The sequence below is a fragment of the Amycolatopsis sp. Hca4 genome (genome assembly GCF_013364075.1).
Classification (GTDB): domain Bacteria; phylum Actinomycetota; class Actinomycetes; order Mycobacteriales; family Pseudonocardiaceae; genus Amycolatopsis.
In genome coordinates this window covers 1,242,420-1,260,699 of sequence record NZ_CP054925.1, presented here as the reverse complement: position 1 = coordinate 1,260,699, position 18,280 = coordinate 1,242,420, and the positions used below count along the sequence as shown (strand labels likewise).

9 protein-coding genes and 1 pseudogene are annotated in these 18,280 nt (G+C 74.5%); 8 read left to right on the top strand and 2 right to left on the bottom strand.

Going from position 1 to position 18,280, the window contains the following annotated elements; genetic code table 11:
• Positions 1 to 89: 89 nt before the first annotated feature.
• The 7 genes and pseudogenes from HUT10_RS05370 (at position 90) to HUT10_RS05340 (ending at position 15,327) form a co-directional block, all read left to right on the top strand.
• Positions 90 to 2,090, top strand: coding sequence for an MMPL family transporter (locus HUT10_RS05370; protein ID WP_176170146.1), 2,001 nt, complete (start codon positions 90 to 92; stop codon positions 2,088 to 2,090).
• The gene (locus HUT10_RS05365) at positions 2,087 to 3,508 is read left to right on the top strand and encodes an MFS transporter (protein ID WP_176170145.1); all 1,422 of its coding nucleotides are present in this window, start codon (positions 2,087 to 2,089) and stop codon (positions 3,506 to 3,508) included. The genes HUT10_RS05370 and HUT10_RS05365 overlap by 4 nt, the downstream gene beginning before the upstream one ends.
• 56 nt (positions 3,509 to 3,564) lie before the next feature.
• Complete coding sequence (locus HUT10_RS05360) at positions 3,565 to 5,304, top strand: fatty acyl-AMP ligase (protein WP_176170144.1); 1,740 nt, start codon at positions 3,565 to 3,567, stop codon at positions 5,302 to 5,304.
• Positions 5,301 to 11,527, top strand: a pseudogene (locus tag HUT10_RS05355) (SDR family NAD(P)-dependent oxidoreductase). The gene HUT10_RS05360 and the pseudogene HUT10_RS05355 overlap by 4 nt, the downstream one beginning before the upstream one ends.
• Positions 11,527 to 13,104 carry an acyl-CoA carboxylase subunit beta gene (locus HUT10_RS05350; RefSeq protein ID WP_176170143.1) on the top strand — a complete coding sequence of 526 codons (1,578 nt, stop codon included), beginning with the start codon at positions 11,527 to 11,529 and terminating at the stop codon, positions 13,102 to 13,104. The pseudogene HUT10_RS05355 and the gene HUT10_RS05350 overlap by 1 nt, the downstream one beginning before the upstream one ends.
• A gap of 9 nt (positions 13,105 to 13,113) precedes the next feature.
• Positions 13,114 to 14,088 carry an alpha/beta hydrolase family protein gene (locus HUT10_RS05345; protein WP_176170142.1) on the top strand — a complete coding sequence of 325 codons (975 nt, stop codon included), beginning with the start codon at positions 13,114 to 13,116 and terminating at the stop codon, positions 14,086 to 14,088.
• 30 nt (positions 14,089 to 14,118) lie between these two features.
• Positions 14,119 to 15,327 (top strand): lipase family protein, encoded by a 1,209-nt coding sequence (locus tag HUT10_RS05340; RefSeq protein WP_254896693.1) that lies wholly within the window; start codon positions 14,119 to 14,121, stop codon positions 15,325 to 15,327.
• Between the two features lie 62 nt (positions 15,328 to 15,389).
• On the opposite strand, the gene HUT10_RS05335 is transcribed toward HUT10_RS05340, so the two are convergent.
• Both HUT10_RS05335 and HUT10_RS05330 read right to left on the bottom strand, forming a co-directional pair.
• Positions 15,390 to 16,049, bottom strand: coding sequence for a cutinase family protein (locus HUT10_RS05335; protein WP_176170141.1), 660 nt, complete (start codon positions 16,047 to 16,049; stop codon positions 15,390 to 15,392).
• Between the two features lie 179 nt (positions 16,050 to 16,228).
• The gene (locus HUT10_RS05330) at positions 16,229 to 16,906 is read right to left on the bottom strand and encodes a TetR/AcrR family transcriptional regulator (RefSeq protein ID WP_176170140.1); all 678 of its coding nucleotides are present in this window, start codon (positions 16,904 to 16,906) and stop codon (positions 16,229 to 16,231) included.
• A gap of 139 nt (positions 16,907 to 17,045) precedes the next feature.
• On the opposite strand from HUT10_RS05330, the gene HUT10_RS05325 reads away from it, so the two are divergent.
• Positions 17,046 to 18,260, top strand: coding sequence for a CdaR family transcriptional regulator (locus HUT10_RS05325; protein ID WP_254896692.1), 1,215 nt, complete (start codon positions 17,046 to 17,048; stop codon positions 18,258 to 18,260).
• Positions 18,261 to 18,280 lie beyond the last annotated feature (20 nt).

Below are 18,280 nucleotides of genomic sequence, written 5' to 3'. Positions count from 1 at the left end.
CCGGGATTCGATTTGTGAACCGGGACGGTATCTTCGCGCCCCGCATGGTTGTTAGCGTGATCAACCGGGCCGCGGGAGGAGGAGAACCGATGACGGCGCTCGTTTCCTGGTGTTTCCGCCGGGCCGGCGTCGTGCTCGTGCTGTGGCTGGCGGCTCTCGGCGGGCTGCTTCCCGCCGCGCTGCACACCGGCGCGGCCTTCCGCGACACGGTGGTGCTCCCCGCTGCCGACAGCACGCTGGCGGCGAACCTGCTGCGCAGCACCGGTTCCGGCGGCGCCGGCGAACGCGTGGTCGCTTCCTCCCCGGACGGCCCGATCGACCGTGGTCCGGGCCGGTTGCGGCTCGACGCGCTGGCCGCTCGCCTCGCGGCGTTGCCGCGGGTGGTGTCCGTCGACCCGGCGCCGGGACAGGTGTCCGCCGACCGGCGGACGGCGGTGCTCACCGTGCGCTTCGACGCGCCGGCCGCCGACCTCGGCCAGGGGACGGCCGACGCGCTGGCCGCCACCGTCCGGAACGCCGACGGCCTGACCGCCGGGGCGTCCGGCGAGCTCGCCGCGATGACGGCCGCCGCGCCCGACCTGGGCAACGCCGGGATCGGCCTGCTCGCCGCGGCCGTGGTGCTGCTGGTGGCCTTCGGCTCGGTGACCTGCGTGCTGCTCCCGGTCCTGACCGCGGCGGTCTCGGTGGGCTGCGCACTGGCCGCCGTGACGCTGTTGTCGCACGTCATGACCATGCCGAAGATCAGCACCGAGATCGCCGCCCTGCTGGGGCTCGGCGTCGGCGTCGACTACGCGCTGTTCGTGCTCACCCGCTACCGCCAGGGCCGCCGGGACGGCGCCGAACCGGCGGCGGCGCTGGCGGTGGCGGCCGCGACCTCGGGCCGCAGCGTGGTCTTCGCCGGGGTCACCGTGTGCGTCTCGCTGGCCGGGATGCTCACCGTCGGCCTGCCGTTCCTGACCGGGATCGCGATCGCCGCCGCGGTCTCGGTGCTGCTGGCCGCCCTGGCCGCGCTGACCCTGCTGCCCGCGTTGCTGCGTCCGGTCGCCCGGCGGATGAAGGTGCGCCCGCACGCGCGGGCCGTCGGGTGGGCCCGGCTCGCCCGGTCGGTGACCGCGCGCCCCGGCCCGTACACGCTGGCCGCCCTGCTGGTCGTGGCCGTGCTCGCACTCCCGGTGGCCGGGCTGCGGCTCGGCGTGCCGGACGCCACGCTCGACCCGCCCGGCAGCATCACGCGGACGGCCGCCGAACTGCTGCAGGAGGGTTTCGGGCCGGGTGCGGACGCACCCCTGCTGGTGGTCGGCACCGGTGGCGATTCGGTGGGCGAACTGCGGGAAGCGCTGCGGGCCGGCGCCGACGTCGGCCCGCCTGCCGCGCTGCCCGGCGGGGTCTGGCTGCTCACGGTGGTCCCGCGGACCGCACCCGGTGATCCGGCGACCGGCGAGCTGCTCGCCTCCACGCGGGTGCTGGCCAGGATCCTCGGCAGCCCGGACGCGAGCGTCGGCGGGGTGGTCGCGGCCCGGGCCGACTTCGCCGAAGCGATCACCGCCCGGCTGCCGCTGTTCTTCGCCGCCGTCGTCGGGATTTCGGTGCTGCTGCTGGCCTGGGTGTTCCGCAGCGTGCTGATCCCGCTCACCGCCGCGGTGATGAACCTGCTGACCGCGGCCGCGACGGCCGGCGTGGTGGTGTTCGCCTTCGGCGCCCCGACCGAGCCGTACCTGCCGGTGTTCCTGTTCGCCGGGCTGTTCGGGCTGTCGATGGACTACGAGGTCTTCCTCATCGCCCGCATCCAGGAGGCGTGGCGCCGCCACGGCGACACCCGCGCGGCCGTCGTCGACGGGGTCGCGGCGACCGGCCGGACCATCACCGCGGCCGCGCTGATCATGGCGCTGGTGTTCGTGTCGTTCGCCTTCGTCGACGCCAGGGTGGTGCGGGAGGCCGGTGCCGGCCTGACCGTCGCCGTGCTGCTGGACGCCGTCGTCGTCCGGTGCGTGCTCGTCCCCGCCGTGATGGCCCGGCTCGGCGCGGCCAACTGGTGGTTCCCGCGCCGGAACGCGGTCGTCGCCGCCGAGCTGGCGGGGAGCACGCGATGACCCGGCGGACGCTGGTCGTGCTCGCGCTCGGCGCGTTCGTCACGACGCTGGACAACACGATCGTCGCCGCGGGTGCGCCGTCGATCGCCCGCGACCTCGGCCTGGACGTCCGGGTGCTGCAGTGGATCGCGCTCGGGTACATGCTGCCGTTCGCCGGGCTCCTGCCGGCCGCGGGCGCGCTCGTCGACCGCTGGGGACGGCGCCCGGCGCTGGCCGGTGCGCTGCTCGCGTTCGGTGGCGGCGCGGCGGTGGGCGGGCTGGCGGGCTCGGCGTGGCTGCTGGTCGCCGCGCGGGTGCTGCAGGGCGTGGCGGCCGCGTTCCTGGTGCCCGGCCTGCTGAGCCTGCTGCGGACCAACCTCGACGCGCGCGGCCGGACGCTCGGGGCGGCGGTGTGGACGGCCTGCCTGGCCGCGGCACTGGCCGCCGGGCCGGCGCTCGGCGGGGTCTTGAGCGAATACTGCGGCTGGGCCTGGATCTTCTTCGTCAACCTGCCGTTCGTGGCCGCGATGCTGGTGCTGCTGCCGGGGACCGTGCCGCCCGGCCGCGATGACGGGGCCCGCACGCCACCGGCATCGGCGATGGTCCTCGTGACGGCGAGCCTGGTGCTGCTCACCACGGCGCTGGCCGAACCCGCGCTCCGGATCCCGCTGCTCGCCGCGGGGATCGCCGCCGGGGTGGCGTTCTTCGTCCGGGAGCGGCGGGCGCGGGAGCGGCTGGTCCCGCGCGCCCTGACCGGGAACCGGGTGTTCGTGGGCTCGCTCGGCCTGCAGCTGCTGTGGGGACTGGGCATTTCCGGGATCTTCTTCTTCACGCCGTTGCTGCACCAGGAGTTCCTCGGGCTCGGCCCGGCCGCCGCCGGGCTGCCCCTGGTGCTGGTCGCGGTGGCGGTGGTGGCCGCGACCCCGCTGGTGCCGGCCGCGGCCGCCCGGCACGGTCCACTGCGGACGGTGGCGGCGGGGCTGGCCGTGGTGGGCGCGGGCCTGCTGGCCGTGGCCGCGGTGAACCACCTCCCGTCGCTGTGGCCGCGCGTGCCGGGCCTGGTCCTGGTCGGTGCGGGCTCGGCGTTCACCGTCCCGATGACCTCGCACGCGCTCGACGTGGTGGCACCACACCATTCCGGCACGGCGTCGGGCTGGCTCACCGCGGCGCGGGAACTGTCGAGCGCGCTCGGGGTCGCGCTGATCGGCGCGGTGCTGACGGCGGTGCGCGCGGCGCGGCTCGAAGCGGGTGCCGCCGCCGGGCCGGCCCTGGCCGGCGGGTACACCGCGGGCTTGCTCACCGCGGCCGCGCTGACCTTCGCGGGCGCGCTGCTGGCTGTGCGCGTGCCCGGCCCCGCCTCGCCGAGACCTCGTCGCCGCGTGACAAACGTGCTGTCCCGTAACCCGTTTCGCCATGAGTATCCGCGATCGAATCGTTGACAACCGCACCGGCGCGGTTATTCACTGCGCCGGGTAAACGCTCTCTGCGAGGATGCATGGAAACCATCTCCCGGCCGGTTCCCGGCACCGGTACGCCCGTCGCCGCCGGCGAATCCTTCGCCACCTTGCTGGGGCAGTGGGCGCACCGCCTCGGCGACCGGATCGCCGTGACCCACCTCGACCACCACCACGGCGAACGGGCGGTTTCGCTCACCTGGCGCGAGCTCGACGAGCGGGTCGAGGCGGTCGCGGTCCGGCTGTCCGAAGTGGCCGGTCCGGGGGAGCGGGCGGCGGTGCTGGCCGGGCAGTCCACCGGGTACGTCGTCGCGTTCCTCGGTGCGCTGCGGGCCGAGTTGGTCGCCGTGCCGCTGTTCGCGCCCGGCCTGCCCGGGCACGCGGGCCGGCTGGCCGCGGCGCTCGCCGACTGCGGCCCGCGCGTCGTGCTGACCACGGACGGCGACCGCGAGCCGGTCACCCGGTTCCTCGCCGGTGGCCCGGTCGACCCGGTGGTGGTCGACGTCGACGCCGTGCCGCCCGCCGGGCCGCGCGAGTGGCCCGAGCCCGATCCGGACGCCCCGGCGTACCTGCAGTACACGTCCGGGTCGACGCGCTCGCCGGCCGGGGTCGTGCTGACCCACCGCAACGTGCTGGCCAACGCCCGCCAGGCGTGCACCGCCTACGGCGCGGAAAGCGGGACCACGTCGACGGTCAGCTGGCTGCCGCTGTTCCACGACATGGGGCTGATCCTCGGCATCGGCGCGCCGATGACCGGCGGGCTGGAATCGGTCCTGATGGACCCCCTGGCGTTCCTCGAGCAGCCCGCGCGCTGGCTGCGCGCGCTCTCGGCGAGCCCGGGCGCGATCAGCGCGGCCCCGAACTTCGCCTACGCCTACTGCGCCTCCCGCGTCACCGAGGCCGAGAAGCTCCACCTCGAGCTGAGCCGGGTGGTCTCGCTGATCAACGGCAGCGAGCCGGTGCTGCCGGCCACGATCGCGAAGTTCCACGACGCCTTCGCCGGCTGCGGGCTGCGGCCCGAGGTGCACCGGTCCTCCTACGGCCTGGCCGAGGCCACCGTGCTGGTTTCGGTGACCGACGCGGGGAAACCGCCGCGGCAGGTCACCTTCGACCGGGCCCGGCTCGCCGCCGGCTACGCCGTGCCCGTCGTCCCGGGCGCGACCGCCACCACGCTCGTCTCGTGCGGCCGCCCGGCCGGCCAGCGGGTGCGGATCGCCGACCCGGTGAACGGCCGGCCCGCCGAACCGGGCGAGGTCGGCGAAATCCAGGTCAGCGGCCCGAACGTCGGCCGCGGTTACTGGGGCCGGCCCGACGCGTCGGCGGCCGCCTTCGGCCTGCCGCCACTCGATCCGGACACCGGCGAGGGCTGGCTGGCGACCGGTGACCTCGGCGTGGTCTTCGACGGCGAGCTGTTCGTGACCGGCCGGCTGAAGGACCTGGTCGTCGTCGACGGCCGCAACCACTACCCGCAGGACATCGAGCAGACCGTGGAGGAACACCCGGCCGTCCGGCCGCACTCGGCCGCGGCCTTCGCGATCGACGGCGACGACGGCGAAGCCGCGGTCGTCGTGCTGGAACGCGCGAAGGACACCGAAGCCGACATCGCCGCGGCGACCGCCGCGGTGACGGCGGCGGTCTCGGCCGGGCACGGGCTGCGCCTGCACGACGTCGTCTTCCTGGCCCCGGGCGAAGTGCCCCGCACCTCCAGCGGCAAGATCAGCAGGGCGCGGTGCCGGGTGTCCTACCTGGACGGTGCGTTGACCGCGCGGCGGCTCGGATGAGCGCGCCGGACGCCGCGGCGATCCGCGCCTGGCTGATCGCGCGGCTCGGTGCCGTCGACCCCGGCCGGCCGTTGCACGAAACCGGACTGTCCTCACGGGACGCGACGACCCTGGCGGCCGACCTCGGCGCGTTCGTCGGCCGCCCGCTCGCCTCGACCCTGGTGTGGCAGTACCCGACGATCGACGCGCTCGCCACTCATCTGTCCATTGTGGAGTCCGTGTCGGCGCACGTTCCCCTGCCGGAGGACGGCGAGCCGATCGCGGTCGTCGGCCTCGGCTGCCGGCTGCCGGGCGGCATCGAATCCCCGGAGGCGTTCTGGCGCTTCCTCGAGGACGGCGGCGACGGCATCGGCACCGTCCCGGACGGCCGCTGGGAGACCTTCGCCCCGGCGGAGGAGCTCGCCGGCGTGCCCGCCCGCGGCGGGTTCCTCGACGACGTCGCCGGGTTCGACGCGGAGTTCTTCGGCATCACCCCGCGGGAAGCCGAGGCGATGGACCCGCAGCAGCGGATCCTCCTAGAAGTCGCCTGGGCGGCGCTGGAGCACGCGGGCATCCCGCCCGCCGGCCTGCGCGGCAGCCGGACCGGGGTGTTCGTCGGGCTGTCGGCCACCGAGTACGGCTCGCTGACGATGACCGACGTCGGCGCGGTCGACGTCTGGTCCGGCACCGGCGCGGCGGCGAGCATCGCGGCGAACCGGCTGTCGTACCTGCTCGACCTGCGCGGGCCCAGCCTCACCCTGGACACCGCGTGCTCGTCGTCGCTGGTCGCGGTGCACCAGGCGGTGCAGAGCCTGCGCCGCGGCGAGAGCGAAACCGCGCTGGCCGCCGGGGTGAACGTGCTGCTCTCGCCGGGGATCACGGCCGGCTTCCACCGGGCCGGCGTGCTGGCCGCGGACGGCCGCTGCAAACCCTTCGACGCCGGCGCCGACGGGATCGCCCGCGGCGAAGGCTGCGGCGTCGTCGTGCTCAGGACCCTGCGGGCGGCCCGGCGGGCGGGTGACCGGGTGCTGGCGCTGATCCGCGGCAGCGCGGTCAACTCCGACGGCCGGTCCAACGGCCTGACCGCACCCAACCCCGACGCGCAGGCGGCGTTGCTGCGCGACGCGTACGCCACGGCGGGCGTCGATCCGTCCTCTGTGGACTACGTGGAGGCGCACGGCACCGGGACTCCGCTGGGCGACCCGCTGGAGGCGGGGGCGCTGGCGGCGGTGCTCGGGCCGGGACGCCCGGCCGGCCGTCCGCTGCTGCTGGGGTCGGTGAAGAGCAACCTGGGCCACCTCGAAGGCGCGGCCGGGATCACCGGGCTGCTGAAGGTGGTGCTGGCGATGACGCACCGGCGGCTGCCGCCCAGCCTGCACTTCCGCGAACCGAACCCGCGCATCGACTTCACCGGGCTGCGGGTGGTGGCGTCGGGAACGGACTGGCCGCGCTACCCGGGAACCGCGCGGGCCGGGGTGTCGGCGTTCGGGTTCGGCGGGACGAACGCGCACGTCGTGGTCGAGGAGTGGCCGTCCGCGGCGTTCCCGCCCCGGGCCGGTGCCGCCGGTCCGCAGGTGTTCGCCCTCTCGGCCCGGTCCGCCGAGGTGCTGCACGCGCGGGCGGAACAGCTGGCGGACTGGCTGGCGGAGAGTGACGTGCCCCTGGACGCCGTGGCGTCGACGCTCGCGCACCGGCGGGAGCACCTGCCGGTGCGCGGGGCGGTGGTCGGGGAGAGCCGCGGTGAGGTGGTCGAGGCCTTGCGCAACGTGGCCGCCGGTGAGCAGGCGGCGGACACCGGTGTCGTTTTCGTCTTCTCCGGGTACGGCTCGCAGTGGTCCGGGATGGGCCGCCTGCTGCTCCGCTCGGAGCCCGCCTTCCGGGCGGAGATCGACGCGCTCGATCCCGTCTTCCGCGCCGAAGCCGGGTTTTCCCTGCGTGAGGCGCTGGAGCGGCCCGGCCTCGCCGGGACCCAGCTCGCCCTGTTCGGGATCCAGCTCGCCTTGGCCGCACTCTGGCGTTCGCACGGTGTCGTTCCCGCGGCCGTGCTCGGGCACTCGATGGGCGAGGTGGCGGCAGCCGTCGTGGCCGGGGCGCTGGAGGTCGCCGACGGCCTGCGGGTCATGGCCGCCCGGGCGCGGCTGCTCGCGGACCTCGACGAACGCGGCGACGGGGCGATGGCGGTCGTCGAGCTGACACCGGCCGAGCTCGCGCAGTTCCCGGACGTCGCCATCGCGGTCTACGCCTCGCCGACCCAGTGCACCATCAGCGGAGCCGCCGACGACGTCGACGCCGTGGTCGCGCACGCCGAAGGACTCGGCAGGCTGGCCCGGCGGCTGCCGGTCGGCGGGGCCGGGCATTCCGCGGCCGTCGAGCCGCTGCTCGGCCCGTTCCGCGCCGCGGTGGCCGGGCTGACCCCCGGTGTGCCCGCAATCCGGTGCTACAGCAGCGTCCACGACGAACCGCCGTCCTTCGACGTCGAATACTGGGCGGCGAACCTGCGCCGTCCCGTGCGGTTCAGCCAGGCACTCGCCGCGGCGGCCGCGGACGGGCACACCGTGTTCGTCGAAATCTCGCCGCACCCGGTGGCACTGGCCGCGATCGAACAGTGCGGCGTCCTCGGACTGCCCTCGGCGAGCCGCCGGATCGACGAGCGGACGGCGTTCCTCACCAGCCTCGCCCGGCTGCACGTCCGTGGCCGGCCCGGCGTGCTGGCCGCCCGGCCGCTGACGCCGCCGGTCGAGCTGCCCGGCCCGGTGTGGCGGCACACCCGCTTCTGGCCGCGCCGGACCGTCCGCACCGGCGGGGCGCACCCGCTGCTCGGCGTGCACGTCGAAGACCCCGGTGGTGGCCACCTGTGGCGCGGTGACGTCGGCACCGCGGCGTGGGCGTGGCTGGCCGACCACCCCGTCCGGGGCGTCCCGGTGTTCCCGGCCACCGGCTTCCTCGAACTGGCGCTCGCCGCGGCCGGCCCGGGCGGCCGCGTCCACGACCTCGAACTGCGGGAGGTGCTCCCGCTCGGCGAGCACACCGAGGTCACCACGACGCTGCGCGGGGCCGAGCTGAGCGTCCACACGCGGGCCGGGCAGTGGATCCGGCACGCCACCGCGCGGATCGGCACCGGCGGCACGCCGTCGGCGCCGTTCGGGGAGACCGCCGGGGAACCGGTCGACGTCTACCGCGCGCTGGCCGAGCTGGGGCAGTCCTACGGGCCGGCCTTCCGCGGCCTGCGCCGGGTGACCGCGGCGCCCGGGCGCGCGTCGGCGTCGATCGCGCAGCCGGACGCCGACCACCCCGCGTACGTGCTGCACCCCGCCCTCGCCGACGCCTGCCTGCACACGCTGGCCGCGGCCGTCGGCGCGGCGGACGCTCTGTACCTGCCGCTCAGCGTGGGCGAGGTGATCGTGGCGGGCGATCCCCGCCGCGGGGTGCGGGTCGACGCCGTGCTGAAGGAGTCCGGCGAGGGCGTGCTCGGCAGCGTCCAGCTGGTCGACGCCGACGACGTCGTCCTGGTCGAGTTCCGCGACGTCTACTGCCGTCCTTATCGCGACGCGGCGGTGACGCGCCTGCTGTTCGAGGCGGCCTGGCAGCCGTCGCCGCTGCCCGCGGCGCCGGAATTGTCGGTGCCGGCCGGTAGTGTGGAAAACGGGGGGCGCCCCCGCGGGCGCCGGTGGATCGTGCTGTCGGGCGATGGCTCGACCCTGGCCGGCGAAGACGTCCGGACCGCCCGCCTCGGCGACCGGGCCGAGCTGGCGAAGCTGCTGCGTGACGGGGAGCCGGCCGCCGTCGTCGCCCTGCTCGGCGCCGCGGCCGAGCCCGATCCGGCCCGGGGTGCCCGGCTGGCCGAGACCGTGGCCGGGGTCGTCGCCGAGCTCGCCGAGCTGCCCGTGGCGCCGCGGTTGTGGCTGGTGACGTCCGGGGCGCACAGCGTCGAGGCGGGCGAGCGGGGTGACCCGGGAGCCGCCGCGCTGCGCGGGCTCGTGCGCGTGCTGGCCTTCGAACACCCCGAGCTGCGCGTGACCCAGGTCGACGGCGCCGCCGACCGGCTGCCCGGCGAGATCCGTGCGGACGCCCCGGACGACGAGATCGCCTGGCGCGGCGGCGTGCGGTACACGCGGCGGCTGAGCCGTCCGTCGCCGGGGGAACCGGTGCGCGAGCCCGTCCGCGACGGCGCGTACATCATCACCGGCGGCCTCGGCGGCCTGGGCCGGGCGGCGGCGAAATGGCTGGCCGCGCGGGGCGCGACGCGGCTGGTGCTCAACAGCAGGCACGCGGCCGACCCCGGGCCGTCCGAGATCGACGTCCGGGTGGTGCCCGGCGACATCGCCGCCCCCGGCACGGCCGAAGCCCTGGTCGCGGCGGCCGTCGAAGGAGGCGTGCCGCTGCGCGGGGTGCTGCACGCCGCCGGCGTCCTGGCCGACGGCGCCGCGATCAGCCTGGACGCCGACGCGCTCGACGCGGTCTGGCGGCCGAAGGCGCTGGGCGCGTGGCGGCTGCACGAGGCGACGGCCGGGCACGACCTCGACTGGTGGCTGGTGTACTCGTCGGCGGCCGCGCTGTTCGGATCACCGGGCCAGGCAGCGTACGCGACGGCGAACGCGTGGACGGACGCGCTGGTCGCCTGGCGTCGCGCCCAAGGAATCCCGGCGACGACGATCGGCTGGGGCGCGTGGGGTGAGGTGGGCGCGGCGGCCGGGTCGGTCAACCCGGTGCTCGAGCCGCTCGGGACCGGGGAAGCGCTGTCGGCACTGGAGTTCGTGCTGGCCCGCGACCGCACGGCGACCGGTGTGGCCCGGGTGGACTCCGGCGCGGTGCTGGAGCTGTTCCCGAGGTTGGGGGAGCGGCCGTTCTTCGCGCTCTTCGCACCGCGGACGCCATCGTCCACATGGGACGGCCTGGAGGCACTGCGCGGGGGAACGCCGGAGGCGGCCCGTGCGGCGATCGCGGCCCACCTGGCGGGGGTGATCGCGGACCTGCTGGGGCTGGCGGAGGTGGACCGGACGGTCCCGCTCACCCGGCTGGGGCTCGACTCGCTGTCGGCGATGCGGGCCCGGGGCGCGGTGGAACGGGACTTCGGGGTGCCGTTGCCGATCCCGTTGCTGCTGCGGGGGGCGAGTTTGGCGGAGCTGGCGGAGAACCTGGCGGACCAGGCGGGCTTCGGTCCGGCGGCGGAAACCGAGACGCGGGAGATCGCTGGGTCGCAAGCCGGTCCCACCACGGCGCCGGTCGTCACCGGGCCGCGGGATCCGGCCGAGCGGTGGGTGGCCCGGCACTGGCGAGCCGTCCTCGGCGGCCCCGAACCCGGCGTCCACGACCGTTTCCCCGGCGACGCCGCGCAAGCCGGGCAACTCCGCGCCCTCTTCGCCGAACACCTCACCACCGTTCCCGACGAGCTCTTCGCCGTCCCACCGTGGCCGCGATGGCCGATCTCGTGCGGGCCGAACTCGAGGGCCACGGCGGCGGCCCGGTGCGGCTGCTGCGCGACGGCGTGGCCGGCGACCCGGTCTTCCTCTTCCACCCGGCCGGCGGCACCGCGAGCGTCTACCGCGAACTCGCTCGGCTGCTCCCCGAAGGCCCTCCCGTCTACGGCTTCGAGCGCCTCGACGACCGGGACACCGTCGAGGCCAAGGCCGCCCGGTACGCCGAACTCGTCCGGCAGGTCCAGCCGGCCGGTCCGTACCGGCTGGGCGGCTGGTCGTTCGGCGGCTGTCTCGCCTACGAGACGGCCCGGCAGCTGAACGGCGCCGAAGTCGTCTTCCTCATCGACACCATCCTGCCGCTGCCCGCCACGGCCAGCCCGGCGGACCTGCTCCTGGATCGCTTCGACCGGTTCGCAGCCCACATTTCGCGGACCTACGGCGTCCCGTTCGCGGTGCCCCGCGGCGAACTGGCCGAGCTGGACGAAGACGCCCAGATCCGCTGGGTCATGACCCGGCTGGCCGAGCAGGTGCCGGACCTGGGCGCCGGCGTCCTGCGCCACCAGTACGAGTCCTATGTGGACGCAAGGGTGGCCGAGCGGTACACGCCGCAACGCCATGACGGTCGCGTGGTCCTGCTGCGCGCTCAGGAGCCCCACCCGCTCACCACCGCGCTGGACCCGCGGTACCTGCGCACCGACGACGCCCTCGGCTGGGACGCCCACTGCCGCGCCCTCGAAGTCGTGCGCGTCCCGGGCGACCACGTGTCGATGATCGACCCGCCGCACGTGGCCGTGCTGGCCGACCGGATCGGGAAGGTGGTCCGCTGATGGACGAGCTCACCCCGACCACCGCGTTCCGGATCGCCGATCTCGCCGCCCGGCAGGACGAAGCCGTGCGGATCGCCGAGAAGCGGGCCGTCGACCGGCAGCACGCCAAGGGGAAGCTGACCGCGCGCGAACGGATCGACCTGCTGCTGGACCCCGGGTCCTTCGTGGAGGTGGACCAGTTCGCGCGGCACCGGTGCGCCGAGTTCGGGATGGACGCGAACCGGCCGTGGGGCGACGGCGTCGTCACCGGGCACGGCACCGTCGACGGGCGGCAGATCTGCGTGTTCTCGCAGGACTTCAGCGTCTTCGGCGGCAGCCTCGGCGAGGTCTCCGGCGAAAAGGTGCTCAAGCTGATGGACCTGGCCATGACCATCGGCTGCCCGGTCGTCGGGATCAACGACTCCGGCGGCGCGCGGATCCAGGAAGGCGTCGTGTCCCTGGCGTACTACGCCGAGCTCGGCCGCCGCACCGCGCACGCCTCCGGGGTGATCCCGCAGATCTCGCTGATCCTGGGACCGTGCGCCGGCGGGGCGGTGTACGCGCCGGCGATGACCGACTTCGTCGTGATGGTCGACGACACCTCGCACATGTTCGTCACCGGCCCGGACGTCGTGCACGCCGTCACCGGCGAGCGCGTCACCGCGCAGGAACTCGGCGGCGCGGCCGTGCAGAGCGAGGTCGCCGGCAACGCCCACCACCGGGCTGCCGACGAGCAGGACGCCCTCGACTGGGTGCAGACGCTGCTCGGCTACCTGCCCGCGAACAACCTCGACCCCGGGCCCGTTTACGCCGACGACACCGGCACCGGCCTCACCGCCGCCGACCTCGCGCTCGACCGGCTGGTGCCCGACTCGCCGCACGAGACCTACGACATGACCGAGCTGATCGCCGCGCTGGTCGACGACGGCGAGTTCACCGAGGTGCACAGCGCCTTCGCGCCCAACATGATCTGCGCCTTCGCGCGGGTGGAGGGCCACACCGCCGGCATCGTCGCCAACCAGCCGCGGCACCAGGCCGGCGTGCTCGACATCGACGCTTCGGAAAAGGCCGCGCGGTTCGTGCGCTTCTGCGACGCGTTCTCGATCCCGCTGCTCACCCTGGCCGACGTCCCCGGCTACCTGCCGGGCACCGAGCAGGAACGCGGCGGCATCATCCGCCGCGGCGCCAAGCTGATCTACGCCTATTCCGAGGCGACCGTGCCGAAGGTGACCGTGGTGGTCCGCAAGGCCTACGGCGGTGGCTACGCGGTGATGGGCTCCAAGCACCTCGGCGCCGACGTCGTGCTGGCCTGGCCCACCGCGGAGATCGCGGTGATGGGCGCCGAAGGCGCGGTGCGGGTGCTCTACCGGCGCGAGCTGGCCGGCCTGCCCGCCGGCGAGCGGGAGGCGGCGCGCCGCCGGCTCACCGACGAGTACCGCAAACGCCACGGCGGCCCCTACCTCGCCGCCGAGCGCGGGTACGTCGACCACGTCGTCCAGCCGTCGCAGACCCGCCTCCAGGTGGCGCGGGCGCTGCGGATGCTGCGCACCAAACGGCAGAGCCTGCCGGCTCGCAAACACGGAAACATCCCCCTCTGAGGAGCCCCCATGAAGCGGATCGCCCTGCTGGCGCTGTCCGTCGTCCTCCTGCTCGCCGGGGCCGGCGTGGTGCCCGCGCAGGCGAGCCCGGCCGTGGCCGACGACGGCGCGAAGGTCGTCCAGGAGACGTGGCTGGACGCCCGGACCGTCGACCTGCAGATCAGCTCGCCCGCACTGGGCACCACCGGGATGGTGCGGCTGATCGTGCCGTCCGGCTGGGCCGCGCAGCCCACCCGCACCTGGCCGGTGCTGTACCTGCTGCACGGCTGCTGCGAGCCGGTCGACTACCGCTCGTGGGACCAGTTCACCGACGTCAAGGCGTTCACCGCGGCCAAGGACGCCCTGGTCGTGATGCCGACGGACGGGGCGGCGGGGATGTACACGAAGTGGTGGAACTTCGGGCTGCGGAACACCCCGGACTGGGACACCTTCCACACCGCCGAAGTGCGCCAGATCGTCGAGCGCGGCTACCGCGGCGGCACCCGCCGCGCCGTCGCCGGGCTCTCGATCGGCGGGTACGGCGCGATGGCGTACGCCTTCAAGCACCCGGGGATGTTCGGCGCGGCCGCGTCCTACAGCGGGGTGCCGAACACGCTCTACCCGGGCCTGCCGGTCTGGATCATCGGCATCCTGGCCCGCGGCGGGTTCTACAACTACCTCGACCTCTGGGGCGACGCGTTCGGCTTGAAGACGCTGTGGACGGCCAACAACCCCTACGACCACATCGACCAGCTGCGCGGCACCGCGCTCTACGTCTCCTGCGGCAACGGCCAGACCGGGCCGCTCGACCCGCCGAACCAGGCGGACTTCCTCGAGTCGACGGCGGAGATGTCGTCCCGCAGCTTCACCGACCGCCTGCAGACGGCCGGCATCCCGGTGACCGTCGATTACTACGGGGCCGGCACCCACAGCTGGCCGTACTGGCAGCGGGCCCTGCACCAGTCCTGGCCGGTCCTGGCCGGCGCGCTGGGCCTCCCGGCCTGAGCGCGGTCCCTTTCCCCGATGGAGGTTGTGGTGAAGCATGCCCGACGTCGCGCCGTGCTTTCGGCGCTCCTGACCTGCTGCCTGGTCGCGCTGGGCGTGGCGGCCGCGAACCCGCCCGCCGGTGCGGCCCCGCTGCTGCCCGGCCCGTTCGACGACTCGTTCTACACCCCGCCCTCCCCGCTGCCGGCGGGCAAGCCGGGTGACGTCATCCGCTGGCGGCCTTCGGTGCCGCTGCTGAACACGCTCAACGCCGACGCCTGGCAGGTCATGTACCTCTCGACCAACGCGCTCGGGAACCGGAACGCGGTGACCGGCACGATCCTCGTGCCGAAGGGGGTGAACCCGGCCACGGCACCGATCATCGGCTACGCCGTCGGCACGCAGGGCCCGGCGTTCAAGTGCACGGCGTCCAAGGCGATGGAACGCGGCACGCTCTACGACCAGCCTGCCATCAACGACTCGCTCTCCAGCGGCTACGCGGTCGCGGTGACCGACTACGAGGGCTACTCGCCGGCGACCGTGCCCACCTACATCACCGGGCAGTCGATGGGGCCCGCCGTGATCGACTCGGTGCGGGCGGCGCAGGACCTGCCGTCCGCGCGGCTGTCGAAGAGTGCCAAGGTGATCTTCCAGGGTTACTCGCAGGGCGGCGGTGGATCGATGTGGGCCGGCGAAAAGCAGCCCGCGTACGCGCCGGAGCTGAACGTCGCCGGCGTCGTCGCGGGCGGGGTGCCCGCCGACCTGACCGAAGTCGCCAAGGGCCTCGACGGGTTCATCGGGTTCGGGTTCCTGGCCTTCGCCGCCGTCGGGCTCGACGCCGCCTACCCGGATCTGCGGCTCGATTCGTTCCTCAACGACACCGGCCGCCGGCAGCTGGCCGACGCGAAGAAGAACGCCTGCACCGCGGAACTGCTGCTGAACTACTCCTTCAAGAAGATCAGCGACTTCACCACGTCCAACCCGCTGGGGACACCGCAGTGGCAGGCGCGGCTGGCGCAGAACAAGCTCGGCGCGCACCCGCCGCGGGTGCCGGTGTTCCAGTACCACGCGAGCACGGACGAAATCGTCAACACCCCGCAGGCGGAAACCCTGCACCGCGCGTACTGCGCGGCCGGCGTGCGCGAGCAGTGGACGACGTACCCGGCCGAACACGCGAGCGGCATCCTCGCCGGCAACGCCGACGCGCACCAGTGGATCGTCAAGCGGTTCAACGGCGAAACGGCCCCTTCGAACTGCTGAAGAAAGCCCGTGAATGCCCCGTCGAGCAATTCGACGGGGCATTCACGGGTTCTGGGTACGGCTCAGACCTTGCTCGCGGCGAAGGCGGCCGCGTCGCCGGCGTTGCTCCCGTAGCTCAGGTGGGCCAGGATGTTGAACCCGCCCGCCTGGCAGATCGGGTCGCCCGCGGCGCAGTAGTCCTTCGTGCGGCCGGCGTAGGTGCCGGTGACCGAGCGGCCGATCGCGCGGATCGGGTTGCCGAACAACAGGATCGCGGCGATCCGCGGGGCCAGGTCCGCCGGGATGGTCGCGACGATCGGGCCGCCGACGATGGCGCCGTCGCTGCTGATGCCGATCGAGTTGTCGACGACGTTGGCGCCCTGGGAGTAGCCGACCAGGACGAACCGCTGGGCCGGGCAGGCCGCGGCCTGCGTCCGCACGTGGTCGACCAGGTCGGTGTTGCCCTTCTGCACCGACGCCGGTTCGCCGAGGTCGGCGGGGTAGTCGACGCGGTAGCTGCTCACCGACCGCGGGCGCAGCCGGTTCTGCACGGCCGAGAAGACCGGGTCGCCGACGATGAAGCCCAGCGTGCCGGGTTCGCCGGTGCCGCGGGCCACCGGGACGTCGATGTCGGTGCAGGGCGCGGCCGAGGCGGCAGGCGCGGCGGCCACGGTGAGCCCGGCGACGGCGAAGCCGACGGCGGCCACGGCGGAGAACACGTTCTTCTTGGGGGCGCGAAGCATGGCTGATCTCACCTCGTTGTGGGAAACAGGGGTCGGCAAGCGCTTTCCGCGGGAGACGGAAATGGCTGCGGCGCTTGCGGTTATCGCAGCGTCGCAGTGGTTGCCGAACCCGGCAAGAGGTGATTCCGGCGGACCGCCGGAAATTGTTCAGCCGGTGACAAACGGTCCGAGGTGAACGCTCAGGTGGCGGACTGTGCGGCCGGCTGCGGGTCGTCGAGGCGCTCCAGCAGCGTGGGATCCAGCCCGCGCAGCGCGGCCATGACGAACCCGGTGGCCAGTTCCCCGGCGGCGATCGGGTCGAGGCCGGGGGAGTGCGAGACGTGCATCGCGGCCCGCCCGACCAGCCCGACCATCATCTCGCCGAGCAGGTCCGCGCCGGGGCCGACCGGGCGGCCGTGGGCGAGCAGGTGCTCCCGGACCTGGCCGATCACGTGGGTGGCGATGGAATCGGCCAGCGCGCGGCGCTCGTTCGACATCTCGTCGACGGCCGAGTCGAACAGCAGCCGGAAGCTCTCCGGGTGGGCGCCGGCGTAGCCGAACATGGCCATCACCGAGATCCGGACGCGTTCCTCCAGCGGGCACGCGTTCGCCGTCGCGTGCGCGCTGATCACCCAGGCGCGCAACGCGGCGACCTCCCGGCGGACGGTGGTGCGGAACAGGGCGGCCTTGTCCCCGAAGTGCGCGTAGAGCGTGGGCTTGGTGGAGTCGGCGCGGTCGGCGATCAGGCCCATGGTGGCCTGCGCGTACCCCCGCTCGGCGAACACCGCGCGGGCGGCGTCGAGCAGCTCGTCGTCGGTCGGCCGGGCCGCCGGGCTGCGGCGGGCGCTGGATCGATCAGGAGGACTCTGCCTGCTCATGGAGGTGTACTGTACGGACTCCTTGCTTTACTTTCCGGTAAAGCAAGGACTGTGATATCCGGGGCCGCGCCCCGGGCCGGGGGCTCGGCCACCCGGACCCCCGAAAGAGCGTCGATCGCCTGCCGGTGGAGGAATCCTGGTGTCCCGCGACAGTGCTCGGCAACCGGTTCCGGCGCCCCGGGACGCCGGCGAAGAAGTCATCCGGCGCAGAGAGCTCGCCGCGCTCATGCGTCCGGCGCTGCCGGCCCTGGCGGACTGGATCGTCCGGGAGGTCCGGCGCGCGGTGCCCGTCTACGCCCGGCCGGGCGACGGGTCCTACGGGCGGGTGACCCGCCACGCCGTCGAGTGCGCGGTCGAGCTCTTCGTGGACCTCGTCGAGGATCCGCTGGCCTCGCGCGAACGGCTGTACGAGACGTGCCGCCGGCTCGGCGTCGGCGAAGCCCGGGAGGGCCGGACGCTCGACGACCTGCAGGCGGCCTACCGCGTCGGCACCCGGGTCGGCTGGCGCTGGATCATGCGGCTGGGCCGGCGCCACCGGCTGTCGTCGGCGGCCATGGCGCAGCTGGCCGAGATGCTGTTCGGGTACGCGGACGAACTCGCCCGGATGTCGAGCCGCGGTCACCGGGAAACGTGGGCGGAGATCGAGGGCACCCGGGTGGGCCTGCGACGGCGGCTGCTGCGGTTGCTGACCGGCCCCGGCACGGTTCCGGACGCGGTCCTCGCCGAGCTGGCGGCCGCGGCGGGCTGGCCGGTGCCGCGGGAGGTGGCCGCGGTCGCCGCGGAAGCGACCGTGAGCACGGCGTGGGGGCCCGACGTCCTCGCCGACCTCGACCCGCCGCAGCCGTACCTGCTGCTCCCGGCCCCGGTGGACGCGCGCGCACTGACGCGGCTCGGCACCCGCATCGCGGTCGGGCCGCCGACCGACCTCGGCGGTGCCGCTCATTCCCTGCGCTGGGCGCGCGCCGCGCTGCGGCTGGTGGCCGAGGGCGCGCTCCCGGACGCTCCCGTGACGTGGTGCTCCGACCACCTGACGGAGCTGTGGCTGTTGTCCGACTCGCCGCTGGCCGACCAGGTCGCCCGGCGGCAGCTCGCTCCGCTCGAGCAGTTCCCCGAGCGGACGCGCCACCGGCTCGGCGAGACCCTGCTGTCCTGGCTGCAGAACGGCGGCAACTCCGAAAAGATCGCGGTCGACCTCGCGGTGCACCCGCAGACGGTCCGCTACCGCGTGCGCCAGCTGAAGCAGGCCTTCGGTGCTCGCCTCGAGGATTCCGACGCCCGCTTCGCCATGCAGGCCGCGCTGCGCGCCTCGGGGTTGCGGATCGCCCGGAACGAGTTCTCCCCTCCGGAGCCGTAGGAGGCTTCCCGGCTCGGCTC